This window comes from Curtobacterium sp. MCBA15_016 (assembly GCF_001865105.1).
In the GTDB taxonomy this organism is placed as follows: domain Bacteria; phylum Actinomycetota; class Actinomycetes; order Actinomycetales; family Microbacteriaceae; genus Curtobacterium.
This window is the reverse complement of the sequence record NZ_MJGR01000076.1, coordinates 48,330-73,869: the sequence shown is the minus strand read 5'-3', so window position 1 is coordinate 73,869 and position 25,540 is coordinate 48,330. Positions and strand designations below refer to the sequence as shown.

At 70.3% G+C, this 25,540-nt stretch carries 24 protein-coding genes; 9 read left to right on the top strand and 15 right to left on the bottom strand.

Going from position 1 to position 25,540, the window contains the following annotated elements:
* Nucleotides 1-1,565: ABC transporter ATP-binding protein (locus BIV03_RS18525; RefSeq protein WP_254790981.1), on the bottom strand; the 1,565-nt coding region annotated here is incomplete at its 3' end.
* 137 nt (nucleotides 1,566-1,702) lie between these two features.
* Between BIV03_RS18525 and BIV03_RS18520 the strand changes: the two genes are divergently transcribed.
* Both BIV03_RS18520 and BIV03_RS18515 read left to right on the top strand, forming a co-directional pair.
* Nucleotides 1,703-3,127 carry an amino acid permease gene (locus BIV03_RS18520; protein ID WP_070418390.1) on the top strand — a complete coding sequence of 475 codons (1,425 nt, stop codon included), beginning with the start codon at nucleotides 1,703-1,705 and terminating at the stop codon, nucleotides 3,125-3,127.
* Between the two features lie 599 nt (nucleotides 3,128-3,726).
* Nucleotides 3,727-4,251, top strand: coding sequence for a hypothetical protein (locus tag BIV03_RS18515; protein WP_175475997.1), 525 nt, complete (start codon nucleotides 3,727-3,729; stop codon nucleotides 4,249-4,251).
* 151 nt (nucleotides 4,252-4,402) lie between these two features.
* Here the strand turns inward: BIV03_RS18515 and rplL are convergent, their stop codons facing one another.
* The 4 genes from rplL to BIV03_RS18495 form a co-directional block, all read right to left on the bottom strand.
* The gene (gene rplL / locus BIV03_RS18510) at nucleotides 4,403-4,786 is read right to left on the bottom strand and encodes a 50S ribosomal protein L7/L12 (protein WP_022907351.1); all 384 of its coding nucleotides are present in this window, start codon (nucleotides 4,784-4,786) and stop codon (nucleotides 4,403-4,405) included.
* A 51-nt stretch (nucleotides 4,787-4,837) separates the two neighbouring features.
* The gene (gene rplJ / locus BIV03_RS18505) at nucleotides 4,838-5,353 is read right to left on the bottom strand and encodes a 50S ribosomal protein L10 (RefSeq protein WP_070418388.1); all 516 of its coding nucleotides are present in this window, start codon (nucleotides 5,351-5,353) and stop codon (nucleotides 4,838-4,840) included.
* 269 nt (nucleotides 5,354-5,622) lie between these two features.
* Nucleotides 5,623-7,173, bottom strand: a complete 1,551-nt coding sequence (locus tag BIV03_RS18500; protein WP_071296723.1) for a cell wall metabolism sensor histidine kinase WalK — start codon at nucleotides 7,171-7,173, stop codon at nucleotides 5,623-5,625.
* A gap of 10 nt (nucleotides 7,174-7,183) precedes the next feature.
* On the bottom strand, nucleotides 7,184-7,918 hold the full coding sequence (locus BIV03_RS18495) for a response regulator transcription factor (protein WP_368073349.1): 735 nt from the start codon (nucleotides 7,916-7,918) through the stop codon (nucleotides 7,184-7,186).
* A gap of 111 nt (nucleotides 7,919-8,029) precedes the next feature.
* On the opposite strand from BIV03_RS18495, the gene BIV03_RS18490 reads away from it, so the two are divergent.
* The 5 genes from BIV03_RS18490 to BIV03_RS18470 all read left to right on the top strand — a co-directional run bounded on the left by BIV03_RS18490 (nucleotide 8,030) and on the right by BIV03_RS18470 (nucleotide 13,627).
* Entirely contained in the window at nucleotides 8,030-9,106 is a 1,077-nt protein-coding gene (locus tag BIV03_RS18490) for a hypothetical protein (protein WP_071296722.1), read from the top strand.
* Nucleotides 9,103-10,461, top strand: coding sequence for a PIG-L family deacetylase (locus BIV03_RS18485; protein ID WP_254790979.1), 1,359 nt, complete (start codon nucleotides 9,103-9,105; stop codon nucleotides 10,459-10,461). Before BIV03_RS18490 ends, BIV03_RS18485 begins: the two co-directional genes overlap by 4 nt.
* A complete protein-coding gene (locus BIV03_RS18480; protein ID WP_070418384.1) occupies nucleotides 10,458-11,186 on the top strand; it encodes a glycosyltransferase family 2 protein in 729 nt (242 codons plus the stop codon). The genes BIV03_RS18485 and BIV03_RS18480 overlap by 4 nt, the downstream gene beginning before the upstream one ends.
* Nucleotides 11,187-11,273: 87 nt before the next feature.
* Nucleotides 11,274-12,812, top strand: coding sequence for an ABC transporter permease (locus BIV03_RS18475; protein WP_071296720.1), 1,539 nt, complete (start codon nucleotides 11,274-11,276; stop codon nucleotides 12,810-12,812).
* 83 nt (nucleotides 12,813-12,895) lie between these two features.
* Entirely contained in the window at nucleotides 12,896-13,627 is a 732-nt protein-coding gene (locus tag BIV03_RS18470) for an ABC transporter ATP-binding protein (RefSeq protein WP_254790977.1), read from the top strand.
* Between the two features lie 122 nt (nucleotides 13,628-13,749).
* On the opposite strand, the gene BIV03_RS18465 is transcribed toward BIV03_RS18470, so the two are convergent.
* The 6 genes from BIV03_RS18465 to BIV03_RS18440 form a co-directional block, all read right to left on the bottom strand.
* Nucleotides 13,750-14,682, bottom strand: coding sequence for a hypothetical protein (locus BIV03_RS18465; protein WP_071296719.1), 933 nt, complete (start codon nucleotides 14,680-14,682; stop codon nucleotides 13,750-13,752).
* Between the two features lie 190 nt (nucleotides 14,683-14,872).
* Nucleotides 14,873-15,712, bottom strand: coding sequence for a carbohydrate ABC transporter permease (locus BIV03_RS18460; protein ID WP_070418381.1), 840 nt, complete (start codon nucleotides 15,710-15,712; stop codon nucleotides 14,873-14,875).
* Nucleotides 15,705-16,700, bottom strand: a complete 996-nt coding sequence (locus tag BIV03_RS18455) for a carbohydrate ABC transporter permease (protein ID WP_092386365.1) — start codon at nucleotides 16,698-16,700, stop codon at nucleotides 15,705-15,707. The genes BIV03_RS18460 and BIV03_RS18455 overlap by 8 nt, the downstream gene beginning before the upstream one ends.
* Before the next feature lie 215 nt (nucleotides 16,701-16,915).
* Nucleotides 16,916-18,217: an ABC transporter substrate-binding protein gene (locus BIV03_RS18450; RefSeq protein WP_070418380.1), complete on the bottom strand. Its 1,302-nt coding sequence runs from the start codon at nucleotides 18,215-18,217 to the stop codon at nucleotides 16,916-16,918.
* A 92-nt stretch (nucleotides 18,218-18,309) separates the two neighbouring features.
* On the bottom strand, nucleotides 18,310-19,467 hold the full coding sequence (locus tag BIV03_RS18445; RefSeq protein ID WP_070418379.1) for a Gfo/Idh/MocA family protein: 1,158 nt from the start codon (nucleotides 19,465-19,467) through the stop codon (nucleotides 18,310-18,312).
* Nucleotides 19,464-20,210: a sugar phosphate isomerase/epimerase gene (locus tag BIV03_RS18440; protein WP_071296718.1), complete on the bottom strand. Its 747-nt coding sequence runs from the start codon at nucleotides 20,208-20,210 to the stop codon at nucleotides 19,464-19,466. Before BIV03_RS18440 ends, BIV03_RS18445 begins: the two co-directional genes overlap by 4 nt.
* A 145-nt stretch (nucleotides 20,211-20,355) precedes the next feature.
* Between BIV03_RS18440 and BIV03_RS18435 the strand changes: the two genes are divergently transcribed.
* Nucleotides 20,356-21,567 (top strand): ROK family transcriptional regulator, encoded by a 1,212-nt coding sequence (locus tag BIV03_RS18435; protein ID WP_071296717.1) that lies wholly within the window; start codon nucleotides 20,356-20,358, stop codon nucleotides 21,565-21,567.
* Nucleotides 21,568-21,702: 135 nt separating this feature from the next.
* Nucleotides 21,703-22,422 carry a YqaJ viral recombinase family protein gene (locus BIV03_RS18430; protein ID WP_071296716.1) on the top strand — a complete coding sequence of 240 codons (720 nt, stop codon included), beginning with the start codon at nucleotides 21,703-21,705 and terminating at the stop codon, nucleotides 22,420-22,422.
* On the opposite strand, the gene BIV03_RS19345 is transcribed toward BIV03_RS18430, so the two are convergent.
* From BIV03_RS19345 to nusG, 4 genes are all read right to left on the bottom strand, one after another.
* Entirely contained in the window at nucleotides 22,419-23,027 is a 609-nt protein-coding gene (locus BIV03_RS19345) for a Pr6Pr family membrane protein (protein WP_139199277.1), read from the bottom strand. The two genes, BIV03_RS18430 and BIV03_RS19345, sit on opposite strands and share 4 nt — an antisense overlap.
* Nucleotides 23,028-23,112: 85 nt before the next feature.
* On the bottom strand, nucleotides 23,113-23,802 hold the full coding sequence (gene rplA, locus BIV03_RS18420) for a 50S ribosomal protein L1 (protein WP_070418374.1): 690 nt from the start codon (nucleotides 23,800-23,802) through the stop codon (nucleotides 23,113-23,115).
* A gap of 88 nt (nucleotides 23,803-23,890) precedes the next feature.
* The gene (gene rplK, locus BIV03_RS18415; protein ID WP_022906459.1) at nucleotides 23,891-24,322 is read right to left on the bottom strand and encodes a 50S ribosomal protein L11; all 432 of its coding nucleotides are present in this window, start codon (nucleotides 24,320-24,322) and stop codon (nucleotides 23,891-23,893) included.
* A gap of 142 nt (nucleotides 24,323-24,464) precedes the next feature.
* Complete coding sequence (gene nusG / locus BIV03_RS18410; RefSeq protein ID WP_071296714.1) at nucleotides 24,465-25,514, bottom strand: transcription termination/antitermination protein NusG; 1,050 nt, start codon at nucleotides 25,512-25,514, stop codon at nucleotides 24,465-24,467.
* Between the last annotated feature and the right edge of the window lie 26 nt (nucleotides 25,515-25,540).

Sequence of the window (25,540 nt, the reverse complement as noted above, 5' to 3'; positions counted from 1 at the left end):
CCGCCGGACAGCCGGTAGCCGCGCTCCCCGACGACCGTCTCGTAGCCGTCCGGGAACGAGGCGATCGTCTCGTGGATGTTCGCCGCGCGCGCGGCCTGCTCGATCTCGTCGTCGGTCGCGTCCGGCTTGGCGTAGCGCAGGTTGTCGCCGATGGTGGCGTGGAAGAGGTAGGTCTCCTGGCTGACGATGCCGACGTGGCGCATGAGGTCCTCGTGCGCCAGCTCGCGGACGTCCTGTCCGGCGAACCGGACCGAGCCCGCGGTCGCCTCGTACAGCCGGGGCACGAGGTACGACACGGTCGTCTTCCCCGCACCCGACGGCCCCACGAACGCGGCGAACTGACCGGGCTGGAGCTCGAAGGACACCCCGCGGAGGGTCGGCTTGTCCGCCTCGCCGTCCGGGTAGGTGAACGTCACGTCGTCGAAGGCGACGTGCCCCACCCGGGACTCGTCGACGGGCTTCGCCGTGGGCGGGTCCGTGATGGCGGGCTTGAGGTCGAGGTACTCGAAGATGCGGGCGAACAGCGCGCCGGAGGTCTGCAGGTCGAGGACGACCCGGAGCAGACCGACGGTCGGGAACAGCAGCCGGGACTGCACGGTGGTGAAGGCCACGATCGTGCCGGCCGTGATCGGGACGTCGCCGATGATGAGGTACGCGGCGACGACGTAGATGATCGCCGGGATGATGGACAGGAAGATCGACACGATCGCGAAGAACCACTGACCGGACATCTGCTGACGGACCTGCAGGCGGATCTGGTTGCGGTTCTCGTTGCCGTACCGCTGCGTCTCCGCGCGCTGCTGGTTGAAGCTCTTCGCGAGCAGGATGCCGGAGACGCTCAGGGCCTCCTGCGTGATCGCGGTCATGTCCGACAGCGACTCCTGCGTCTGCGCGGCGATCTTGGCCCGGACCTGGCCGACCCGTCGCTGCGCGATCACCAGGAGGGGCAGCAGGACGACGGCGACGAGGGTCATCTGCCAGCTGAGGAGCAGCATCGCGACGACGGCGGCGATCACCGTCACCGTGTTGCCGAGGATCGACGAGATCGTGTTGTTGAGCACGCTCGCCACGCCACCGACGTCGTTCTGCAGGCGGGACTGGATGACACCGGTCTTGGTGCGGGTGAAGAACGCGAGCTCCATGCGCTGGAGGTGTCCGAACAGCCGCATGCGCATCGCGCCCATGACCTTGTTGCCGACCGTCGCGGTGAGGTAGGTCTGCCAGACGCCGATCCCCGCGCTCGCGATCCAGAGCACCACCATGGCACCGACGAGCACGTACAGCACGGGCAGGTCCGGCCCGCCGCCGCCCTTCGGGAAGAGCCCCTCGTCGAACGCCCGCTGGGTGAGGAGCGGTGGGACGACGGAGATCGCGGCGCCGATCAGCACCAGCACGACGGTCAGGATGATCGCGTTCCGGTGCGGCACGAACAGCCCGGCGATGCGCTTGAGGAGGTTCGGGATCTTGGGCGCCTCGGCGTTGGCGGCCTTCTGCGCCTCGAAGTCGCCGCTGGAGATCCGGCCGCCACCGCGACCACCGCCGCCGCCGCGCATCCCGCCGTGCATGCTCACGACGCGTCACCCCGATCCATGCTGCAAACCTAGCCCCGGGGTGGGACATCGGGCCGCCGTGGCTCATTTGACCCCGTTCAGGGGGCATGCGACCATTTCCCGTCCCCTTCCCCGCACCACTCGAGGTCCCATTGACGTCCGCGCCCACCCGCCCCACGTCCCTCCGCGCACAGCTCGCCCGACGGAAGCCGATCGAGCAGCTGCAGGCCGAGGCCTCGGCGGGGGTGGACGGCGAGCCGCTCCGGCGGTCGCTCGGGGTCTGGCACCTCACGATGATCAGTGTCGGCGCCACGCTCGGCACCGGCATCCTCGTCGTCCTCGGGACCGCCGTGCCGCTCGCCGGTCCCGCGGTCTGGATCTCCTTCGTCGTCGCCGGTGTCGCCGCCCTCCTCTCGGCGCTGTCGTACGCCGAGATGGCGGGTGCCGTGCCGACGTCCGGGTCGAGCTACTCGTACACCTACGCCACCATGGGCGAGGGCATCGCCTGGGTGTGCGGCTGGTGCCTCGTGCTCGAGTACGCCGTCTCCGTGGCCGCCGTCGCGGTCGGCGCGAGCGAGTACGTCGACGAGACCCTGCGGGTGTTCGGGCTGCACCTGCCGACCGCACTGTCGGCGCCTCCGGGCGAGGGCGGCATGGTCAACCTGCCGGCCGCCGTCCTGGTGCTGCTCGCCACGGCGGTCCTGCTCCCGGGTGCGCGCGAGAGCGCCTGGGTGAACACGGTCATGGTCATCGTGAAGATCGCCCTGCTCGTGTTCTTCGTCATCGTGGCCTTCTCGGCGTTCCAGGCGCAGAACTTCGAGCCGCTCGCACCGATGGGTGCCGCCGGGGTCACCGCGGCCGCGTCCCGGCTGTTCTTCTCGTACATCGGGTTCGACGCCGCGTCGACCGCCGGAGAAGAGGCGAAGAACCCGCGCCGAGACCTCCCCCGCGCGATCATCGGGTCGATCGCGCTCATCACGGCGCTGTACATCCTCGTCGCGATCGCGGCCATCGGCGCCCGCTCGTGGACGTCGTTCTCGTCGACCGAGGCCTCGCTCGTGCGCATCGTCGTCGACGTCACCGGACAGCCGTGGGTCGCCCTGGTGTTCTCGATCGGCGCCGTCATCGCGATCGCGAGCGTCGTGCTCACCGTGCTCTACGGGCAGACCCGCATCCTGCTCACGATGGCCCGCGACGGACTCGTGCCGAAGGTGTTCGGCCGGGTCTCGCACCGCACCGGCACCCCCGTCTGGAACACCCTCATCATCGGGGTCGTCGTGACGATCGTCGCCGCACTGGTACCGCTCGGGGAGCTCGCGGACGCGACGAGCATCGGCACGCTCGTGGCGTTCGCCCTCGTGAACGTGTCGGTCATCGTGCTCCGTCGGACCCAGCCGTCGCTCGAGCGGTCGTACCGCGTGCCGCTGTTCCCCGTCGTGCCGATCATCGGCGCGCTCTGCTGCGTGCTGCTCGCGGTGTTCCTCGGCATCGGCACCTGGATCGCCTTCGGCATCTGGATGGTCGCCGGCGCCGCGCTCTACCTGGCCTACGGCCGCCGCCACAGCACGCTGCGCTGACGCGCCCGCCGCCCGCCCGCCCGCCCGGCTCTTCCGCCGGACTTCACGCGCTCACCGACACTTCACGCGCGCCGCAGCCCGTGAGGTGTCGCTCAGCGCGTGAACTCCTCCGTCCACAGGCGTCGCGGCAGTGGCCGCTCATCCACAGATTGCGGCCGGTCGAGTCCGGGCCGCCGGCGAACGGCCAGCCTGAGCGCATGAACTCGCCAGCACAGCGCCCCCTCCTGCTCCGAGCGACCGCGGCGGACCCGTCGCACGCCCGGCTGCTCCAGCGGCGACATGCGGCCGGGTCACTGGTGCGACTCCTCGCGGGTGTGTACATCTGCACTGCCGACTGGGATCGACTAGACCCGGTCGGCCGCCACCTCGCCAGAGCTCGGGCGGTGGCACCGCGACTGCGTCCGGGATCGGTCTTCTCCCACCTCAGCGCAGCCCTCATCCACGGCTGGCCGCTGATCGGCGATGCACCGGACCGTGTCCACGTCACCGATCGGGCGGCCCCGGTCATCCAGCACCGTGCCGGGCTCATCCGTCACCCGAGCAGCCGAACCCCCTGCACCCGAGCGCGCCCGTTCGACGGCGTCCCGGTCACGTGCACCTTGGACACCGCGTGCGCCGTCATCGCGACGGAGCCGGCGCACGTCGCCGCGGTCGCCGTCGACGCAGCCATCCGAGGCGGCACCCTGGCCTTCGCGGACCTCCGGCAGGCGGTGCCGGTGCGCCCGGCCCGGGGTTCAGTGCGCGCCGAGACGGTGCTCGCAGCGCTCCACGTGGGCCACGAGTCGGTCGGCGAGTCCTTCACCGCAATCCGCTTCGTCCAGCTCGGACTCCCACCCTGCGAACCACAGGTGGAGTTCCGCCACGCGGACGGCTCAGTGGATCGAGTCGACTTCTGGTTCCCGTCGCTCGGTGTGGTCGTCGAGTTCGACGGTCGGCAGAAGTACGTGGACCCGAGCATGCTCGACGGGCGCGACCCCGCCGACGTGCTCTGGGCGGAGAAGCGGCGGGAGGACCGGCTCCGATCGCTCCCGGCTGTCCGCTCGGTCATCCGCGTCACGTGGTGGCACCTCGTCGAACTCGATCGCCTCCGAGCGCTGTTCCGCGCACACGGCGTCTGGGTGTGACGGAGACGATCTCACGCGCTCAGCGACACCTCACGGGCGTCGGGCGGCATGAAGTGTCGCTCAGCGCGAAAAGTCCCGGCCGCAAGCCCCCCGCACGCGACGAAGGCCGCCGCCCCGAGGGGCAGCGGCCTTCGTGACCGAACGGTCGAGACTACGCGAGCTCGATCGTGGCGCCGGCGGCCTCGAGGGCCTCCTTCGCCTTGTCGGCCGTCTCCTTGTTGACACCCTCGAGGATCTTGGCGTCGGCGGTCTCGACGAGCGCCTTGGCCTCACCGAGGCCGAGCGACGTCAGGCCACGGACCTCCTTGATGACCTGGATCTTCTTGTCACCAGCGGACTTGAGGACGACGTCGAACTCCGACTTCTCCTCAGCGGCCTCGGCCGGGGCGCCGGCGGCGGCCGGAGCGGCAGCGGCGACCGGGGCGGCCGCGGTGACCTCGAAGACCTCTTCGAACTTCTTCACGAAGTCCGAGAGCTCGATGAGCGTGAGCTCCTTGAAGGCCTCGATGAGCTCGTCCTGCGAAAGCTTCGCCATGATTTTCTCCTACTACTAGCTAGATCGTGTGGTTGTGGAACGCGAGCCTGATCAGGCCGCGGACTCCTGCTTCTCGCGAAGGGCGTCCACGGTGCGGACGGCCTGCGAGAGGGGGGCCTGGAACAGGTACGCAGCACCGAACAGCGAGGCCTTGAAGGCGCCGGCGAGCTTGCCGAGCAGGACTTCACGGGACTCGAGGTCGGCGAGCTTGTCCACCTCGGTCGCGGAGAGCGGGTTACCGTCGAAGTAACCACCCTTCACCACGAGCTCGGGGTTCGCCTTGGCGAATGCACGCAGCGACTTCGCGACGGCGACGGTGTCACCGTGGACGAAGGCGAGAGCGGACGGACCGGCGAGCTCGTCGTCGAACGACGAGATGCCGGCGTTGTTCGCCGCGATCTTGGTCAGCGTGTTCTTCACCACGGCGTACGTGGCGTGCTCACGGATCGAGTTGCGGAGCTCCTTGAGCTGCGCGACCGTGAGACCGCGGTACTCGGTGAGCAGAACGGCGTTCGAGCTACGGAAGGACTCCGTGAGCTCGGCGACCGCAGCTTCCTTGTTCGCCATGGTTCTCCTTGGGGTTCTTGCCGGCAGCCCCAGGACTCCACCACATGAAAAAAGCTCCGGCGCAGAGGCTCGGAGCTGCTCCCCCGCGAACGGAAGGAGAGGTTCGGAACACCTGCGCGGGCTGCCTCATGAGTGAGGACCTTCGTTCGCGCTGCGAGCAGCACGACAACCGGCGGTCTTTGGCTTCGAGAACTGTAGCACGGCACGACGGTCGCGACCAACCGTCGGACGGGAGGCGCGGTGCCGGCCCGCACCGCGCCTCCCGTCCGTCAGTCGGTGGCGGACGGGACCGGGGTCGCCGACCAGTCGTCGGTCGCGTCCCCGGACACGGGAACGGAAGCAGAAGCAGACGCGGCCGACGCCGCGCCGGCCACCGGCCGCTCCGACGGCAGGTGCACCGTGAACACGGTGTCCCCCGGCTCGCTCGTCACGTCCACGGACCCGCCGTGCGCCTGCACGACCGCGTCCACGATGGCGAGCCCGAGCCCCGTCGACCCCGCGGTGCGCGAGCGGGAGCTGTCGGCGCGGGCGAACCGCTCGAACAGCTTCGGCAGGAACTCCGGGTCGATGCCCTGCCCGGTGTCCCGCACGGTCAGGTCCACGCCGGTCCCCGAGGCCGACGGCGCGAGCCCCACGGTGATGCGGGTGCCGTCCGGGGTGTGGGTCCGGGCGTTGGTGACGAGGTTGACGATCACCTGGTGCAGGCGCGCGGCGTCGCCCACCACCGTCACGGGGGTCGACGGGACGTCCACCTCGATCGGGTGGTCCGGCGATGCCGCGTGCGCGTCGTTCACCGCGTCGAGCACGAGGCCGGTGAGGTCCACGTCGTCGAACTGGATCTCGCGGCCCTCGTCGAGTCGGGCGAGCAGCAGCAGGTCCTCGACCATGCTCGTCATGCGCTTCGACTCGGACTCGATCCGGCTCATCGCGTACACGACGTCCTTCGGCAGGTCCGCACCCATCCGACGGGTGAGCTCGGCGTACCCGCGCACCGATGCCAGGGGCGTCCGGAGTTCGTGCGACGCGTCGGCGACGAACTGGCGGACCTTCTGCTCCGAGCGTTCGCGGGCCTGCATGGCGCCGGCGATGTGGCCGAGCATCCGGTTGAAGGCGCTGCCGACGCGGCCGACCTCGGTGCGGGGGTCGGTGTCGGGCACCCGGACGTCCTGCAGGGCGTCGCTGCGCTCGAGTGGCATGCGGGCGACGGTCGAGGCGGTCTCGGCGACCCGTTCGAGCGGCCGCAGGGACCGGCGGACGACGACCGCGGCGACGACGGACGCGGCGACGAGCGCTGCCGCGACGACGATGATCACGACGAGCAGCAGCGACCGGACGCTCTCGTACACGGGCGACATCGGGAGTCCGACCACGAGGACGGCGTTGCCGAGCACCGGGTTGTCGACCTGCACGGCGGCCACGCGGTAGCGGCCGAGCGATCCGCCGAGGTCCATCGTGGCCGGGTCGACGCCGACCTTGACGTTGCCCAGGCGGTCGAGCTGCGTCGTCGTGAGCTGCAGCCGCGAGCTGTTGTCGGTCAGGACGATTCCGCCCGCGCCGCCACCGGAGAAGTAGTACGCGGTGAGGGTGCCGGCCGCCTGGCCGAGGGGTTGCAGGGCGTCGTCGTTCGGGCGCTGCCCATTCGGGTTCTGCTGTCCCTCGCCGAACTTCGTGCTCGCACGGTCGGTCGCCTTCGAGAGCTGGCTGTCGATCGTGCCCGTCTGGATGGACGCGAGCGCGATGATGCTCCCGGCACCGATGACCGCGCTGACGGCGACGACGAGCGCGACGATGCTCAGGACGAGCCGACGACGGAGGGTCACTGCACCGACCTCAGGACGTGGGCTTGATGACGTACCCGACGCCGCGCACGGTGTGGATCATCGGGGTCTCGCCCGCGTCGATCTTCTTGCGCAGGTAGGAGATGTAGATCTCGACGACGGAGGACTTGCCCCCGAAGTCGTAGGACCACACGCGGTCGAGGATCTGCGCCTTCGACAGCACGCGGCGCGGGTTGCGCATCAGGAAGCGGAGGAGCTCGAACTCGGTCGCGGTCAGCTCGATCGGCCGACCGGCGCGGGACACCTCGTACGACTCCTCGTCGAGCACCAGGTCACCCACGACGATGCGCGAGTCGCCGGCCTCGGAGATCGAGATCTGCGAGCGACGGATGAGCCCGCGGAGCCTCGCCACGACCTCTTCGAGGGAGAAGGGCTTCGTGACGTAGTCGTCGCCGCCCGCGGTGAGACCGGTGACGCGGTCCTCCACGGAGTCCTTGGCGGTGAGGAACAGCACGGGGGTGTCGTCGTTGTTCTGCCGCAGCCGGCTGAGCACCTGCAGACCGTCGAGGTCCGGCATCATCACGTCGAGCACCATCGCGTCCGGCTTCCACTCGCGCGCCGTGCTCAGTGCGTCCTGGCCGCCGTTCGCGCTCTTGACGTCCCAGCCCTCGTAGCGGAGCGCCATGGACAGGAGGTCGGTGAGGCTGGCCTCGTCGTCGACGACGAGGATGCGCAACGGGGTTCCGTCGGCACGCGTGAGGCGCGGGGCTGCTGCAGGCTGGGAGATGGTCACGTCTTCGAGTATCGAGAGTTTCCTATGAGCGGTCTGTGGAGCGCCCCTCGGCGCTCTGTGGATTCCCGAGCAGGCACTCGGCGTCCGCTCCGTACCGTGAGCGCCATGCTCCGATCCTCGGCCTGGCCGGCCTCTGCCCGATCCGTCGACACCGCGCGCATCGAGGAGTCCGCCCGGATCGCAGGCGGTCCCGGGAGGCGCGGCGCGACCCCGGCGGACCGGCTCGCGTTCGCGCGGTCGGTCGCCTCCACGGCCCCGCTGCTGTCCGCGGGGACGGCCGGCGGGTCCTTCGCCGCGCTCGCTGCCGTGGCGGCCGCGGACGTCGCGCTCGCACGCACGGTCGAGCCGCACCTCGACGCACTCGGCATCCTCGCGCAGGCCGGGGTGGACGCCCCGGAGGGGTCGACGTGGGGCGTGTTCGCCGCCGAGGGCCCGGGGCTGCGGCTCACGGCGACGTCGGGCGGCTCGGGCGGCTCGTTCGCGCTCGACGGCACGAAGCCGTGGTGCTCCCTCGCGTCGAGCCTCTCGAACGCGCTCGTCACCGCGCACGTCGGGGACGACCGGCAGCTGTTCGCTGTGGACCTCCGGCAGGACGGTGTGACGGTGCACGACGAGGCCTGGGTCGCCCGTGGCATGCCGGACGTGCCGAGCGGCCCGGTCGACTTCGCCGGGGTGCACGCGACGCCCGTCGGCGCTCCCGGCTGGTACCTCACGCGTCCGGGGTTCGCCTGGGGCGGGATCGGTGTCGCGGCGTGCTGGTGGGGTGGCGCGGTCGGACTCGCCCGGGTCCTCCGCTCCCTGGTGGTGTCCCGGCCCGGGTCCGAGCTGCTGCAGGCCGCCCTCGGCGCGACGGTCGCCGACCTCGCCGACGCCGAGGACGCCCTCGCCGACGCCGCGGCCCGGATCGACGGCCCGGGCACCGACTCCGGCGACGCGGCCGCCCCGATCTCCGACGACGACTGGTCGCTGCTCGCGCAGGTCGTGCGCTCCCGGGTCCGCCGGGCCGTCGACGCCGTCCGGGAGCGGGTCGTGCGGACGATCGGCCCCGCTCCCCTGACCTCGGACCCGGCGGTCGCCGCGCGCGTCGCCGACCTCGAGCTCTACGTGCTGCAGGACCACGGCGAGCGGGACCTCGCCCGCACCGGCCGCATCGTCGTCGAGCGCGGCGGTGTCGCGTGGTGAGCTTCGACCACCGCGAGCCGGGCACCGACCCCGCCGACTGGACGTCCTTCCTGCGGTCGGTGCCCTCGCTGCCGGTGCGGCTCGACGGGGTCGCCGCGGTCGTGGTCGTCGCGCCGCACCCCGACGACGAGACCCTCGGCGCCGGCGGGCTGATCGCGTCCGCCGCGGACGCCGGTGTCCCCGTGCACGTGCTGCTCGTGACCCGCGGCGAGGGCTCGCACCCGGACTCGCCGAGCACTTCCCCCGAGCGGCTCCGGGTGATCCGGGACGCCGAGTTCCGGGCGGCGCTGGCGGCACTCGCCCCCGCGGCGAGCGCGACGGTCCTGGACGTCCCGGACGGCGGGCTCCGTGAGCACCCGGACGTGCTCCGGGCGGCGCTCACCGAGCGGGTCGGGCCGGTCGACGGTCCCGTGCTCGTCGTCGCGCCGTGGCGTGGGGACGGGCACCGGGACCACCGCATCGCGGGCGAGGTCGCCGCGGACGTCGTCGCGGGCACTCCGGGAGCGGAGCTGCTCGAGTACCCGATCTGGGCGTGGCACTGGGACGACCCGTCCGACCCCGCGGCGCCCTGGGACCGGGCCCGGTCGCTGGCGCTGTCGTCGGCGGTCCTGGACCGGAAGCGCGCCGCACTCGACGCCTACACCTCGCAGACCCGGCCGCTCTCGCCGGCCCCGGGCGACGAGGCGATCGTCGACGCCCGGCACGCCGCGCACCACCTGCGGCCGACCGAGTGGTTCTTCGCCGTGTCCGCGGTGCAGTCCTCCCGCTCCCGGGAGTCCTTCGACGCCCACTACGAGCGGAAGCCGGAGGGCTGGGACTTCGAGGGCTCCTGGTACGAACGGCGGAAGCGTGCCGTGACCCTGGCGGCGCTCCCCCGCGAGCGGTACCGGTCCGCGCTCGAGCTCGGCTGCGCGACGGGGGTGCTGACGGCCGCGTTGACCGAGCGCGCCGACGCCGTGCTCGGGACCGACATCGCCGCGGCACCACTGGAACGTGCCCGGCTGCGTGCGCCGGCCGCCCGGTTCGTCCAGGCCGAGCTGCCGTCGGAGTGGCCGGACGGTCGATGGGACCTCGTCTTGTTTTCCGAGGTCGGGTACTACCTGTCGCCGGCGGACCTCGACGCCACGATCGACCGGGCGCTCGGTTCCCTCGACGACGACGGTGTCCTCGTCGCCTGTCACTGGCGGCACCCCGACGACGACGCCGTGACCTCGGGTGACGTCGTGGACGCCCGCATCGCCGAGCGGTGGCCGCGGCCCGCGCTCGTCCGGCACGTCGAGGAGGACTTCGTCCTGAGCGTCTTCCCCGGTCCGTCGGTGGTCTCCGTCGCGACGACGGAAGGGCTGACCCCGTGACGCTCCCCGCACGCGTCGACGTCGTCGTGCCGGCGCACGACGAGGAGGACGGCATCGGCGGCTGCGTCGAGGCCCTCGCCGACGCGGTCCGGGTCCTGCGGCGAGCGCACCCCACCGTCGAGGTGTCGGTCGTGGTCGTCCTGGACGGGTGCACGGACCGGACGGCGTTCGTCCTCCGGTCGGCGGCGGCCGCGGACCCGCTCTGGACCGAGGTCCCCCTCGAGGTCGTCGAGACCGCGCACCTCGGCGTCGGACGAGCACGGGCCGTCGGGACCACCCGTGCCCTCGCGACGGGACCGGAGCCGTCCGAGCGGTGGACGGCCCACACGGACGCCGACTCCCGCGTCGACCCGGGCTGGCTCGTGCAGCAGGTCGAGGCCCACGCCGACGGCGCGCACGTCCTGGTGGGGGCCGTGGTCCCGGACCCGGACGACCTCGACCCCGTGGTCCTCGCCCGGTGGACGCACGCGCACCCGCCGGGGTCGACGCTCGGCCACGTGCACGGGGCGAACCTCGGGCTGCGGGGGGACGTGTGCCTGGCGATCGGCGGCTTCGACCCGGTGCCCGAGCACGAGGACGTCCGGCTCGTCGAGCGTGCACGAGCCCTCGGGTTCGACGTGCGCGCGACGACGGACCTCCCCGTGGTGACGAGCGGCCGGTTCGACGGTCGGACGCCGGGCGGCTACGCCGAGCACCTCCGCCGGACGTACGGCGACGCCAGCTGAGGCTTCATCGGAAGTTCTTGGGATCCCGCAGCGCCGCTCATCGACTGCCTCCCTACGGTCTCCTCGACCCCAACACCGAGGAGAACCATGTTCCTGACCTACCTCAGGCGCGAACTCACGAACCGCAAGAAGCAGACCGTCATCATCGCGATCGGCATGGCGCTCGCCATCGCCCTCGTGGTCATCGTGTCCTCGATCGCGGGCGGCGTGAAGGCCGCGCAGGCGAGCGTGCTGCAGTCCGTCTACGGCGTCGGTACCGACATCACCGTGACGAAGACCGAGACCCCGACCGGCTCCGCCACCGGGCGTCCGAGCTTCGACTTCGGCAGCCAGGGCAGCTCCGGCAGCGGCAGTGGTTCGACCGACCTCTCGCAGTCCCGGCTCGCTGTCTCCCGCGGGTCCAGCACGCTCAGCGCGTCGGACGTGCAGACCGTCACGAGCACGAGCGGGGTGAAGGCCGCGACCGGTGTCCTGACCCTCGAGAACAGCACGTTCTCGGGCCAGGTGCAGCAGCAGTCGGACAGCAGCAGCAGCTCGAGCGACAGCAGCGGCACCGGGACCCAGCAGGGTCCGCCGAGCGGCGGCGAGGGCGGCGGCGGCTTCGGCGGCGGGTCGTTCAGCGTCGACTCGTTCACCGTCACGGGCATCCCGGTGTCCGGTGACACCGTCGGGCCGCTGACGAGCACCGAGCTCACGAAGGGTCGCGCGTTCACGTCGGCGGACGCGGGCAAGGACGTCGTCGTGCTCGACGCCGCCTACGCGAAGAGCGAGTCGAAGGCCGTCGGCGACACCGTCTCCATCGGCGGGAAGGACTTCTCGGTCATCGGCATCGTGTCGTCCACCGGTTCGTCGTCGACCACCGGTTCGAACACGTACATCCCGCTGGACACCGCGCAGGCACTGGCGGACCTGGACGGCAAGGTCACCTCGATCTACGTCTCGGCGTCGTCCTCGTCGGACGTCGGCACGATCAAGTCCGCGCTGCAGAAGCAGCTCACCAGCGCCACCGTCTCGACCGAGGCCGACCTCGCGTCGAGCGTCTCCGGCTCGCTGAGCACCGCCTCGAGTCTCGTCTCGAACCTCGGCACCTGGCTGTCGATCGTCGTCCTCGCGGCGGCGTTCCTCATCGCCATCCTCTTCACGATCTCCGGCGTCACCCGGCGCACGCGGGAGTTCGGCACCCTCAAGGCGATCGGCTGGTCGAACGGCCGCATCACGCGCCAGGTCGCCGGCGAGTCCCTCGTGCAGGGCATCATCGGCGGCGTGATCGGTGCGGCCGCTGGACTCATCGGCATCCTCGTCGTGAACGTCATCTCCCCGACGATCTCGGCGAGCGCCTCGTCCACGACGAACCGCGGCGGCATGGCCGGCGGCGGGATGCCCGGCGGCGCGGCGACGGCGGCGGCCGGCAGCGGCACGACCGGTGGCGCCCCCGCCGGTGGGTTCGGCGGCGGCGGTGCGAGCACGGCCTCGACGACCGACGTCGTCCTGCACGCCCCCGTCACCGTCGAGGTGATCCTGCTCGCGATCGGCCTCGCCGTGCTCGGCGGCCTCATCGCCGGCGCACTCGGCGGCTGGCGAGCGAGCCGGCTCCGTCCGGCCGAGGCACTGCGGAGCGTGGCCTGATGCCCGGGCCGACCACCGGCACGACCCCCGTCGTCGCCGGCCCCGACAGCACCGCATCGACACCGGAACCGACAGGAGCCCCCGTGACCAGCATCGACACCGCGCCCTCCGCTGCGGAGGCGAGCCGCGCCTCCAGGCCGATCTACGCCCTGAAGAACGTGAGCAAGACGTACAAGCAGAAGAACCGGACCGTCACCGCGCTGACGAACGTCGACCTGACCATCCCGCAGGGACAGCTCGTCGCGATCCAGGGGCCGACCGGCGGCGGCAAGTCGACCCTGCTGCAGATGCTCGGTGCGCTCGACCGTCCGAGTGCCGGCAGCGTGCTCCTCGGTGACCAGGACGTGGCGAAGCTCGGGGACGGGGCGCTGACGAACCTGCGGGCGACCGAGATCGGGTTCGTCTTCCAGAGCTTCAACCTCATCCCGACGTTGACGGCGCTGGAGAACGTCGAGACCGCGTTCGCCGGATCCCTCGCGAACCGGTCGCGGTCGGAGATCCGCGGCCGTGCGACCGCGGCGCTCCGGGAGGTCGGCCTCGGCGAACGGCTCGACCACCTGCCCGCGGAGCTGTCCGGCGGGCAGCAGCAGCGCGTGGCCATCGCGCGGGCGCTGGTCAAGAACCCGAGCGTGCTGCTGGCGGACGAGCCGACCGGTGCGCTCGACGAGGCGACCCGTGACGAGATCATGGGGCTCATCGAGAAGCAGTGGAAGGAGCGCGGGCTCACCGTGGTCATCGTCACGCACGACTCGTGGGTGGCGAAGCGGGCCGAGCGCCGCCTGCACATCAAGCAGGGCCAGGTGCGCGAGGTGTAGGCGGGGCCGTCGGCCGCCCGTGCCGAGGGGGCCGCTGGCTCCGCCGGTGTTTCGCGCTGAGCGACAGTTCACGGGCAACCGAGCGCGTGAACTGTCGCTCAGCGCGTGAACTCGCGGCGCCCCTACGCCGCCGGGTAGTCGCAGTACGCGAACCAGCGCGAGTCCGGCGACCACGGCGGCACGTTCACGGTCCCCTGCCCGCCCTCGAGCGTGACGAGGGTCTCCGGCTGGACGGCGATCCGGGCACCGCGCACGAGCGAGCCGGGCAGGAGCCGGAGCTCCACGCGGTGGTCAGCGGGGTGGCCCTGCACGCCGGGCTCGTACGACAGGTAGAGCAGGTGGGCGCCGTCCGGCGAGACGTGCGGGAACCAGTTCACCCGGTCGTCGTTCGTGATCCGGACCGGGTCGGTCGCCCCGGGCCAGAGGGCGACGAGCTGCGCGGTGCCCGGCGTGAACCGCTCCGAGTTCCACACGAGCATGTCGCCCGCGAACGCGACGCCGTCGTCGGGGTGCTCGTCGCGGGTCAGGAACGTCGGGTCCCCGGTGGCCGGGTCGACGAGGGCGACGTCGGTGGTCCAGACGCCCTCCTCGGTGCGCTCCCCGACGATCGCCGCGAGGGTCTCGCCGTCGGGCGCGATGCCGTGCAGGTAGAACTTCCGGACGACCGGCAGCGCGGTGGTGACGTCGGTGAGGGTCGCGGCCGCTCCCCCGGCGGGCACCGGCACCCGGTACAGGTCCCCGTCGCGGGCGCTCACCACGACGGAGTTGCCCGAGGGGTCGAGCACGTGGTCGTTGTTGATCTCGGGGACGCCGGGCATCGGGACGCGCACGAGGGCGGTCTCGTCGAGCACGGCGTCGCCGTCGGCAGGGGGGCGCAGCAGCCAGAGGTCGCCGTTCCCGTTCAGCACGAGGGTGCCGTCGGCCAGCACGTTCGGCGCCTCGACGAGCACCGAGCTCGACTCGAACACGAGCCGGCTCGTCCGGCTCTCGACGTCGTACACGTGCACCCGGCTGGTCTGTCCCGGCAGCAGTTGCCGCCCGCGTGGCTCGCTCATGGTCCCATCCTGTCCGGATTCCGTCCGCCGAGTCTCGCCCCGGCGGGCACCTTCGTGGCCTCGCGGACGCGAAAGCGTCCGCCCGGCCGAGTCTCGGTGCCGGCGCGCACACCCGCGCACCAGCGCACGCACGGACGGGAGGCGCGGTGCGGGTCGGACCCGCACCGCGCCTCCCGTCAGGCGGTCCCGCCTACTTCACCGCACCGGCCGTCAGGCCGGCCACGAACTGCCGCTGCACGATGAGGAACGCGATCACGACCGGGATCGAGACGACGAGGGACGCCGCCATGATCTGGTTCCAGTACACGTTCGTCTGCGTGGAGTACTGCTGCAGACCGACGGCCAGCGTCTGCCCGTCGCCGTTCGTCATGACCGAGGCGAAGAGCACCTCGCCCCACGCCGTCATGAACGAGTAGATGCCGACCGCGACCAGACCCGGACGCGCCGAGGGCAGGATGACCCGGAACAGGGCACCCATCGGGCCGGAGCCGTCAACCATCGCGGCCTCGTCGAGTTCACGCGGGATGGTCTCGAAGTAGCCCGCGAGCATCCAGATCGAGAACGGGAGCGTGAACGTCAGGTAGGTGATGATCAGGCCGGTCCAGCTGCCGACGAGCTGGATGCCGAGCGCGTTCCCGAGGTTCGTGAAGATGAGGAACAGCGGGAGCAGGAACAGCACACCGGGGAACATCTGGGTGGAGAGCACCGCGGTGGTGAAGGTGCTCTTGCCCTTGAAGTTCCAGCGCGAGACACCGTAGGCGGCGAAGGTCGCGATGATCAGCGAGAACACCGTCGCGACCGTGCAGACCACGAGCGAGTTGATGAAGTACTTGCCGAGCGGGACCGTCGACCACATGTCGATGAACGGCTGGATGGTGATGTTCGTCGGGATCCACGTGAAGTCGTTCTGCACGTCACCGAGCGGCTTGATGGCCGTGGTGATCATCACGTAGAGCGGGACGACCGTGAACAGGGTCAGGACGACCAGGGTCACGACCTTGAAGGACTTAGCGCCGAATGTCTCACGCACGGACGGACCTCCGGTTGGTCACGGCGAGGTAGATGCCGGTGACGATGAGCAGGAAGATGAGGAGCAGGACGCTCATCGCGGCACCGGAGCCGAAGTTCCAGGTGATGAAGGACGCGTTGTAGATGTGGAAGCTCAGCAGGTCCGCCGCCGGGGGCTGGGCGGTCGAGCCGAACAGCACGAACGGTGTGTTGAAGTCGTTGAACGTCCAGAGGAACATCACGAGCACGAGCGTCACGTTGACCGGGCGCACCATCGGCAGCGTGATCGAGCGCCACTGCCGGAAGGGCTTCGCGCCGTCGACCGACGCGGCCTCGTACACGTCGTTCGGCACGGACTGCAGGCCGGCCATGAGCATGAGGAACGCGAACGGCCAGGTCTTCCAGATCGCCACGACGACGACCGAGACGAAGGCGTTCGAGCCGATCAACCAGAACGGCCCGGTGCCGTTGAACAGGTGCAGCTGGTCCACGAGGATGTGGTTGATCGCACCCGAGTCACGCTGGAACATGAACTTCCAGGTGATGATGCCGGCGTACATCGGCAGCGCGTACGGCACGAGGAAGAGCGTGCGGAACAGACCGCGCCCCTTGAACGGCTTCTGCAGCGCGACCGCGGCGGCCATGCCGAAGGTCCACGAGAGCCCGACCACGAGGACGGTGAAGCCGCACGTGATGAGGAACGAGTTCAGGACGCCCTTGCCGATCGCCTGGTCGAAGTCGATGACGACCGAGTAGTTGCGCAGCCCCGCGAACGGTGCGGCACCCCAGTTGGCGATGAAGTACTTGGTGAGCTGGATGAACGAGATCCAGATGCCGGTGAGCATCGGCACGATGTGGATCAGCAGCTCGAAGAGGATGGCGGGCGCGACGAGCGCGTAGGGCAGCCAGTGTCCCTTGCGCTTCCGACCGGGCGGACGGCCCGACGTGGTCGGGCCCTTCGTGTGGGTCAGGTCGATGCGCTCGGAGTCGGGCAGGACCGAGGTGGACATGAGCGGGGGCCTTTCGGCAGGAGGGGGATCGGGTGCTTCGCGCGGACCGTGGCAGCGGTCGGGAGGCGCGGCATGCGTGAGCCGATCGGCTCACCCCCGGCGTGTGGCCGGGTGCGGAACCGCAGGTCGTGGGCTCGACGTGGGTGGGGCCGTGGACCTGAGGGGTGGAGGCCCGGACGCGTCCTTGCGGACGCGACCCGGGCCTCCTGGGCGGATCAACCAGCGGCCTGGGACACCTGGTCCTGGGCGGTCTGGAGCGCCGACTTGATGTCGCTGTCCGAGACGGTGGAACCGGTCGCGATCTTGGCGAACATGTCGTTCATCGCCTTGCCGACCGTGGACTCGAACTGGTCCTCGGCGGGCACCAGCGGGAGCGGCTTCGCCTTGTTGTTGTAGATGTCGAGGAACGTCTTCGTCTGCTCGTCGGTGACCGAGTCAGCAGCCGCGGCGAGCACCGGCAGCGCCGAGTACGGCTTGTCGAGCGTCGTCTGCGTGTCCGCGCTCGTCATGTACTTGACGAACTTGAGCGCGCCGTCCTTGTTCTTCGTGTTCTTGAAGATCGACAGGTTGATGCCGGCCGGGAAGGACGCGATGTCCTGACCGTCAGCGGTGGTCGGGAACGGCACGACGCCGAACTCGTCCGTCTTCATGCCCTGCGACGTGATGGTCGCGTTCGCGTTGTTCTGCGTGAGCATCATCGCGGCCTTGCCGTTCGCGAAGTCCGAGACGGCCTGGGTGCCGTTGTCGTACTGCGCGTTCGACGGGTTGACGACCTTGTCGGACTGCATCAGGTCGAGGTAGCGCTTGATGCCGTCGACGTTCGCCTTCTGGGTGAAGGTCGGCTTGCCGTCCTTGTCGAACCACTCGCCGCCGTTCTGGGCGGAGGTGATGAACGCGAAGTGCGAGTTCTCGGTGTACGAGCCACCGGCGATGGTGAAGCCGTACTTGTCACCCGAGGTGAGCTTCTTCGCGTCGGCGGTGAGGTCCTCCCACGTGGTCGGCGCTTCGATGCCGGCGTCCGAGAACATCTTCTTGTTGTAGTACAGGCCGTAGGCGAGGCCGTAGAGCGGGACGCTCGTGACGGTCTTGCCGGGCGCGCCACCGGTCGAGAGCGCGACCTTGCCGAACTTGTCGGACCCGCCGATCGCCTTCATCTCCGAGTCACCGAACTCCTGGAAGGCGCCGGTGGCCTGGAGCGAGGTCGCCCAGGTGTTGCCGATGTTGACGACGTCCGGGCCCTGGCCCGAGGTGACGGCGGTCTGGATCTTGTTCTGCAGGTCGTTCCAGCCGATGACCTGGAGGTCGACCTTGATCCCGGTCTCCTTGGTGAACTTCTTGAGGACGGGGGTCAGCACCTCCTTGTCGTTCTGGAGCGACGTGCCCTGGTTGGACGCCCAGTAGGTGAGCGTCTTGGAGTCGCCGGACGAACCGGAGCCTCCGGAGGAACAGGCTGCGAGGCCGGTCACGGTGAGTGCCGCGGCCGCGGTGATGGCCAGTGCGCGGATGGCAGTGCGCATGACTCTCTACTTTCTCGTCGTTGAGATGGTGCAGGGGGTGGTACTGGTCGTGCTGTCGGGTGCTGCTGTGTGTGCGGTGCCGCTCCGGCCGGTCAGGCCAGGGTCGACGCCGCGGGGTCCCAGCCCTCGGGGAGGGTCGGGGAGGGTGCGACGGTGCTCTCCACGAGCACCGCCTCACCACGTTCGGCTGCCTCGGCGATGGAGACCATCACGTCGAGGACGTGGAAGGCGAGGGCACCGGGGACCCGGTTCTCCTCTCCTGCACGGAGCGAGCGGGCCAGGTCGACCACGCCGGTGCCGCGCGAGTAGGTGGACCCCACGGCGGGGATCGTCTCGGGTTCCTCGGAACCGAGTGCGTACAGCTCGGTGTCGCCGTCGAAGTTGTTCGGGTCGGGGAACACGACCGTGCCGGTCTCGCCCGCGATCTCGACGAAGCCGGTGCGGCCGCGGTCGGACTCGAACGAGAAGACGCTCTGCGCGCTGCCGCCGTTCTCGAACTCGATGAGGGCCGAGTGGTTCGTCGGGACCTCGACCGGGAACTCGGTGCCCGCCTTCGGGCCGGAGCCGATGGTGCGGGTCGCGCGGGACTTCGACGCGGTCGCGGTGACCTTCTTCACGGGGCCGAACGCCTGCACGAGGGTCGTGATGTAGTACGGGCCGATGTCGAACAGCGGGCCGGCGCCGTACGCGAAGAGGAACTCGGGGCTCGGGTGCCACGACTCCGGGCCGGGGCTCTGGAAGAGCGTCAGGCCGTTGAGCGGGGTGCCGATGCGACCGTCGCGGATGGTGCGCAGCGCAGTCTGGAGCCCGGCGCCGAGGAACGTGTCCGGGGCGACGCTGACGGTCTTGCCGGCGGCACGGGCGGCGTCGCGCAGCTCGGCGGCGCTCGCACGGTCGAGGGCGTAGGGCTTCTCGCCCCAGACGTGCTTGCCGGCGGCGAGGGCCTGCAGGGCGACCTCGACGTGGGCGGCCGGGATCGTCAGGTTGACGACGATCTCGATGTCGTCGTTCGCGAGGAGCTCCTCCACCGTGCCGGATCCGGCGACGCCCCACTTCTCCGCCTGGGCCGCTGCGCGGGGCAGGTCGATGTCGGCGATGAAGTGCACCGTCACGTCGGGGAAGACCGTGAGGTTCGAGAGGTACTGGTCCGAGATGACCCCGGCGCCGATGACGCCGACGCCGACCGGGCCGGTGCGGGTGGTCTCGGTGGCGTCGACCTGCGTGTCGGTCGCGGTGGTGGTGTCGGTCATGCGCGGGCCCCCTCGAGGAACGTGTAGGAGTCGGTGACGGCCTGGAAGACGTCGCCCTCGTGGTCGTCGAGCTCGACGACGTGCAGCGCGTCCGGCGCCGCGGCGATGATCTCGCGGATCGGCATGACACCGTTGCCCACCGCGACCTGCTTCTTGTCGTCGTGCGAACCGTCGCCGTCCTTGACGTGCAGGAACTGGACCTTGTCGCCGTACTTGCCGATGATCGCCACCGGGTCGTCGCCGCCGACCTTCACCCAGTAGGTGTCGAGTTCGAGCACGACGTCGTCGGACAGCGCGTCGGCGAAGACCTCGTAGGCGGAGACGCCGTCGATGCGGTTAGAGAACTCGAACGCGTGGTTGTGGTAGCCGAGAGTGAGACCGTGGTCCGCTGCGCGCGGCGCGAGGGCGCTCAGCTCGCGGGCGATGGCCTCGACGTCCTCGCGGGTGGTCCAGCGGGCCTCGTCGATGTGCGGGTCGATCAGGGTCGTGAGGCCGACGGTGACGCTCGCGTGGAAGATCTGCTCGAGGTCCTGCTCGCCGGCGTCGAGGAGCCGGGCGTGGCCGCTCGGGCTCTGCAGTCCGGCCGCGGCGAGGGCATCGCGCAGCGCCTCGGCGCGGTCGACGAATCCGAAGGCCTCGACGTTCGTGTAGCCGATTTCGGCGATGCGCTGCAGCGTGCCGGGCAGATCGGCAGCGAGGGCGTCGCGGACTGTGTAGAGCTGGACCGAGAGCGGTTGGGTCACCAGGGGTTCTCCTCGTCGAGATGGTGTGGTCGTCGTCGACCGAGCGTCACACTATGACCACTTTTGTCGGCGGTCAAGCAGAAGTTCGTGGTTCTTCGACGAACTTCGTTGCGTGGCGCGTTCGATGTGTGCTTCACTCCCCCACATGGTCGACTTGAACCGGACGGCAGCGTCGCCTCCGGTCGGGACGAGCGAGCTCTTCCAGATCCTCCGCGACGGCGTGCCGCGGACCCGGGCCGAGCTCGCCAGCCTGACGGGACTCGCGCGCTCCACGATCGGCGTGCGCCTCGATGCCCTCATCGAGGTCGGGCTCGTCGGACCCGTGGACACCGCGGCGTCCACGGGCGGACGCCCGCCTGCGCAGGTGGCGCTCATGCCCCGCGCACGCCTGGTCATCGCCGCCGACCTCGGGGCCTCCCACGGCCGCGTCGCCGTCACCGACCTCATCGCCGAGCCGCTCGCCACCCGCGAGGCACGCATCGACATCGCGGCCGGCCCGGTCCCCACCCTGACGTGGCTCGTCGAGACGATCGACGCGCTCCTCGACGAGGTCGGCCGCGCCCGGGACGACGTCATCGCGATCGGCATCGGCGTCCCGGGGCCGGTCGAGTTCTCCACCGGACGCCCCGCGAACCCGCCGATCATGCCGGGCTGGGACGGCTTCGACGTGCCCGGATGGCTGCGCGCGCACATCGCCGCCCACGTCCTGCTCGACAACGACGTGAACATCGCGGCACTCGGGGAGCGCGAGCACGGCTGGCCGGGCGTCGACCACCTGCTCTTCGTCAAGGTCGCCACCGGCATCGGCTCCGGGATCGTCTCGGACGGCGAGCTCCAGCGCGGCGCGCAGGGCACCGCGGGTGACATCGGTCACGTCCGGGTCTCGAGCGCCGGTGACGTGCCGTGCCACTGCGGGAACACCGGGTGCCTCGAGGCCGTCGCCTCCGGTCCGGCCATCGCCCGACGACTCCGCGCGAAGGGGCACGACGTGCACTCCAGCGCGGACGTCCTCGAACTCGTCAACCGCTCGGACCTCGACGCCATCCAGGCGGTGCGCCAGGCCGGACGTGACATCGGCGAGGTCCTCGCCACGTGTGTCTCGCTCATGAACCCGTCGGTCATCGCGCTCGGCGGATCGATCACGCAGGCCGGGGAGCACCTCCTCGCCGGGGTCCGAGAGGTCGTCTACTCCCGCTCCATGCCCCTCGCCACGGAACACCTGGTGATCGCGCAGTCGCGGGCCGGGTCGCTCGCGGCGCTCCAGGGAGCGGCGGCGCTCGCCATCGGGTACGCGCTCTCCCCCGCGGGGGTCGACGAGCTGGTGACGTTCGCCGAGGGGCGCCAGCTGGTCTCCTGACCGGTGCGTCGCGTCCGTGCGTCCGCCGGTGCGTCTGCCGGTGCGTCGCGTCCGTGCGTCTGCCGGTGCGTCGCGTCCGTGGGTCCGCCGGTGCGTCGGTTTCGTCTCGTCGGTGCGTGGGGAGAGAATCGACGGGTGACGATCGTGCAGCCCACCCTGTGGGGCGACCTGGACCCCGGCCTGGAGGCGCAACCCGCCCCCGGCACGCCGGCGTCGGTCGCACCCGTGGCCGGCTCCACGGCATCGGGCCCCGTCGTCCACGACGCGTTCACCGCGCTCCGCGGGCACACCGAGCGCATCGTCGCGCACTCGTCCGACCGCGTCGCGTGGCTCCGCGCCCGCGCCATGGGCATCACCGCCACCGACGTCGCCCGGCTCGCCTCCCTGCGCGCCGTCGACGCGGTCGTCACCGACAAGCGGTACGGCTCGCGGTTCTCCGGCAACTCGTACACGGAGCACGGCAAGGAACGCGAACCGGTCATCGCCGCCTGGGTCGCCGCGACGCACGGCATCCAGCCGTCCGCACACCTGTTCCACGCCGCCACCAACCGCGCCCACCTCGCGACCCCGGACGGCGTCGGCGTCGACGGTTCGTCGCGGGTCGTCCTCGCCGAGATCAAGACCACCGGCAAGGGCTGGCGGAGCATCCCCCGCCACTACCTCCGCCAGATCTGGTGGCAGCAGTACGTGCTCGGTGCCGACCGCACCCTGTTCGTCTGGGAACGCCACGACGGCTTCGTGCCGGTCGCCGACGAGCCCGAGTGCCGGTGGGTCGACCGCGACGACGACCAGATCCGCGGGCTGATCCAGCTCGCCGACCTCGTGCTCGACCGGCTGCGCGACTTCCGGAGCTAGACCTTCACGATCCGCAGGCGACTCATCCCGATGACGAGCACGCCGAGCAGGACGATCGACACCGCCACCCCGAGGCAGTACAGCGCCACGACGCCGTAGCCCAGGTCAGGGTTCAGGAACGGGTACGGCACCCATCCGTCCGTCGCACCGCGGACCAGCACCACGACCGTCCAGACGGCCGGGTAGACGAGGAACCACCACACGTGCCGGAGCAGGAGCTTCGACCGGTCGGAGAACAGCAGCCAGTCCAGCACCGCGTACGCGGGGAGGACCTTGTGCAGGATGTCGTTCGACCACTGCACGTTCGCCGACACGTCGACCCCGGTGAGCAGGGTGTTGTAGACGATCCCGGTCGTCGCGATGTACACCGTCGCCGCGCCGCGGAACAGACTCACGCGCAGGTCCCCGCGCTTCCGGCGGGCCGCCGCGACGAGGGTCACGGCGAATGCCAACGCGATGATGATGTTCGACTGGATCGTGAAGTAGCCGAAGAAGTTCCACGGGTTGTAGCTCGGGAGCTTCGAGCTGACCAGCCACTGCCCGACGATGGCGGCCACGACGGCGATGACCGCGAGCAGCCGGAGCGAGTTCACGAGGGTGCGCACCAGGCCACGCTACCGGCACACCGCGCCGGGTACGCGAAAGGACCCGCACCGGGAGCGGTGCGGGTCCTTCACTGGGTCAGATGACTCAGATGCTGTTGACGTCGAGCGGGATGCCCGGGCCGAAGGTCGTCGAGACGGCGCCCTTCATGATGTAGCGGCCCTTCGAGGCGCTCGGCTTGAGGCGGTTGATCTCCTCGAGCGCGGTCGAGATGTTCTCGTCGAGCTGCTCCGGCGTGAACGAGGCCTTGCCGACGACGAAGTGCACGTTGGCGTGCTTGTCGACGCGGAACTCGATCTTGCCGCCCTTGATGTCGTTGACGGCCTGCGCCACGTTCGGGGTCACGGTGCCGGTCTTCGGGTTCGGCATGAGGCCACGCGGGCCGAGCACCTTACCGAGACGACCGACCTTGCCCATGAGCTCCGGCGTCGCGACGGCGGAGTCGAAGGCGGTGTAGCCCTCGGCGACCTTCGCGATGAGCTCGTCGCCACCGACCTCGTCGGCGCCGGCGGCGATGGCGGCCTCAGCCGCTGCGCCGACCGCGAAGACGATGACGCGGGCGGTCTTGCCCGTGCCGTGCGGCAGGATGACCGTGCCACGGACCATCTGGTCCGCCTTGCGCGGGTCGACGCCGAGCTTCAGGGCGACCTCGACGGTGGAGTCGGTCTTGGTGGAACCGGTCTCCTTCGCGAGGGCGACTGCCTCGGTGGGGGTGTAGAACTTGTCGGCCTCGATCTTCGCGGCCGCGGCCTGGTAGGCCTTGGACTTCTTCGCCATGGTGTTCTCCTTGGGAGCTACGTGGTTGACGAGCCGGCGCGGCTCTCCCACGGAAGGGTGTTCGGTTGTGTGCCTGAGCAGGTGGGGCTTACGCCTCGACCGTGATGCCCATCGAGCGAGCGGTGCCGGCGATGATCTTCGCGGCCTGCTCGATGTCGTTGGCGTTCAGGTCGGCCTGCTTGGTCTCGGCGATCTGACGGACCTGGTCCATCGAGATCTTCGCGACCTTGACCGTGTGCGGGGTCGCGGAACCCTTCTGCACACCCGCGGCCTTCTTGATCAGCTCTGCCGCCGGCGGGGTCTTGAGGACGAACGTGAACGAACGGTCCTCGTAGACGGTGATCTCGACCGGCACGACGTTGCCACGCTGCGACTCGGTCGCCGCGTTGTACGCCTTGCAGAACTCCATGATGTTGACGCCGTGCTGACCGAGCGCCGGACCGATCGGCGGGGCCGGGTTGGCGGCGCCCGCGTTGATCTGCAGCTTGATCAGGCCCGTGACCTTCTTCTTCGGTGCCATGACTTGTCTTCCTCCTGGAATCGAACGCACGGGGATCCGTGCACTCTCCCGCTGGCCCGGCCGTTCCGGACCGCGGTGAAGCCCCGCACGCACGAAGCGTGCGGGGCCAAACTCGTTGAGTCTACCCGATGATCGGGTTGGACTACAGCTTGGTGACCTGGTCGAAGCTGAGCTCGACCGGGGTCTCGCGCTCGAACAGCGAGACGAGGACCGTGAGCTTGCCGCTCTCCGGCTTGATCTCGGAGATCGACCCCGGGAGACCCGCGAACGAGCCTTCCTTGATGGTGATCGTCTCGCCGATCTCGAAGTCGACCTCGGCCGCCGGCTGGGACTGTGCGCCGCCGGAGCCCTTCGCGCCGCCCTTGGTCGGAGCGGCCTCGGCCACCTGGACCAGGGACTTCAGCATGCCGAACGCCTCGTCGAAGCGGAGCGGCGTCGGGTTGTGGGCGTTGCCGACGAAGCCGGTGACACCCGGGGTGTGCCGGACGACGGACCACGAGTCCTCGTTGAGGTCCATGCGGACGAGCACGTACGAGGGGATCCGGACGCGGGTGACCAGCTTGCGCTGCCCGTTCTTGATCTCGACGACGTCCTCCATCGGGACCTCGACCTGGTAGATGTAGTCCTCCATCGACATCGAGACCATGCGGTTCTCGATGTTCGACTTCACGCGGCGCTCGAAGCCCGCGTAGGAGTGGATGACGTACCACTTGCCCGGCTTCATCCGCAGCTCGGCCTTGAAGGCCTCGTACGGGTCGACCTCGGCCTCTTCTTCGGCTTCTTCAGCGTCGAGGGCCTCGTCGGCGGCGAGGGTCGCGTTGGCCTCGGCCGCGGTCTCTGCTTCCAGCTCGACCTCTTCTTCGTCCTCGACTGCCTCGACGGCGGCCTCGGCCTCGTCGGCGGTGTCGATCTCGAGCGCGTCGTCCACGACGGCGTCGGCCTCGGGGTCGCGCGACTCGGCCAGCGCGGTGAGCGCCTCGTCGATGCCGGCGTCGACGGTGCCGTCGTCGGGCTCGTCGCTCAGGCCGAGGGACTCGTCGTTCTCGTCCTCGATCTCGATGGCTCGCTCTTCGGCGGACTCGGCCGAACGCTCCTCGCCGGTCTCGACGTCGCCTTCCTGGTTCTCCTCGACTTCGGAGGACTGCTCGGCAGCCGTGGCGAGGTCGATGTCGTCGCGGGAGTTGTCAGACACTGTCGAATCTTTCCGTTCGGTGATGC

Coding starts and splice junctions, on each gene's coding strand:
- BIV03_RS18465 (WP_071296719.1), bottom strand. CDS start 14,682: ATGAGCGAGCCACGCGGGCGGCAACTGCTGCCGGGACAGACCAGCCGG.
- rplL (WP_022907351.1), bottom strand. CDS start 4,786: ATGGCGAAGCTTTCGCAGGACGAGCTCATCGAGGCCTTCAAGGAGCTC.
- BIV03_RS18455 (WP_092386365.1), bottom strand. CDS start 16,700: ATGTCCACCTCGGTCCTGCCCGACTCCGAGCGCATCGACCTGACCCAC.
- BIV03_RS18435 (WP_071296717.1), top strand. CDS start 20,356: ATGGTCGACTTGAACCGGACGGCAGCGTCGCCTCCGGTCGGGACGAGC.
- BIV03_RS18490 (WP_071296722.1), top strand. CDS start 8,030: ATGCTCCGATCCTCGGCCTGGCCGGCCTCTGCCCGATCCGTCGACACC.
- BIV03_RS18450 (WP_070418380.1), bottom strand. CDS start 18,217: ATGCGCACTGCCATCCGCGCACTGGCCATCACCGCGGCCGCGGCACTC.
- rplK (WP_022906459.1), bottom strand. CDS start 24,322: ATGGCACCGAAGAAGAAGGTCACGGGCCTGATCAAGCTGCAGATCAAC.
- BIV03_RS18445 (WP_070418379.1), bottom strand. CDS start 19,467: ATGACCGACACCACCACCGCGACCGACACGCAGGTCGACGCCACCGAG.
- rplA (WP_070418374.1), bottom strand. CDS start 23,802: ATGGCGAAGAAGTCCAAGGCCTACCAGGCCGCGGCCGCGAAGATCGAG.
- BIV03_RS18475 (WP_071296720.1), top strand. CDS start 11,274: ATGTTCCTGACCTACCTCAGGCGCGAACTCACGAACCGCAAGAAGCAG.
- rplJ (WP_070418388.1), bottom strand. CDS start 5,353: ATGGCGAACAAGGAAGCTGCGGTCGCCGAGCTCACGGAGTCCTTCCGT.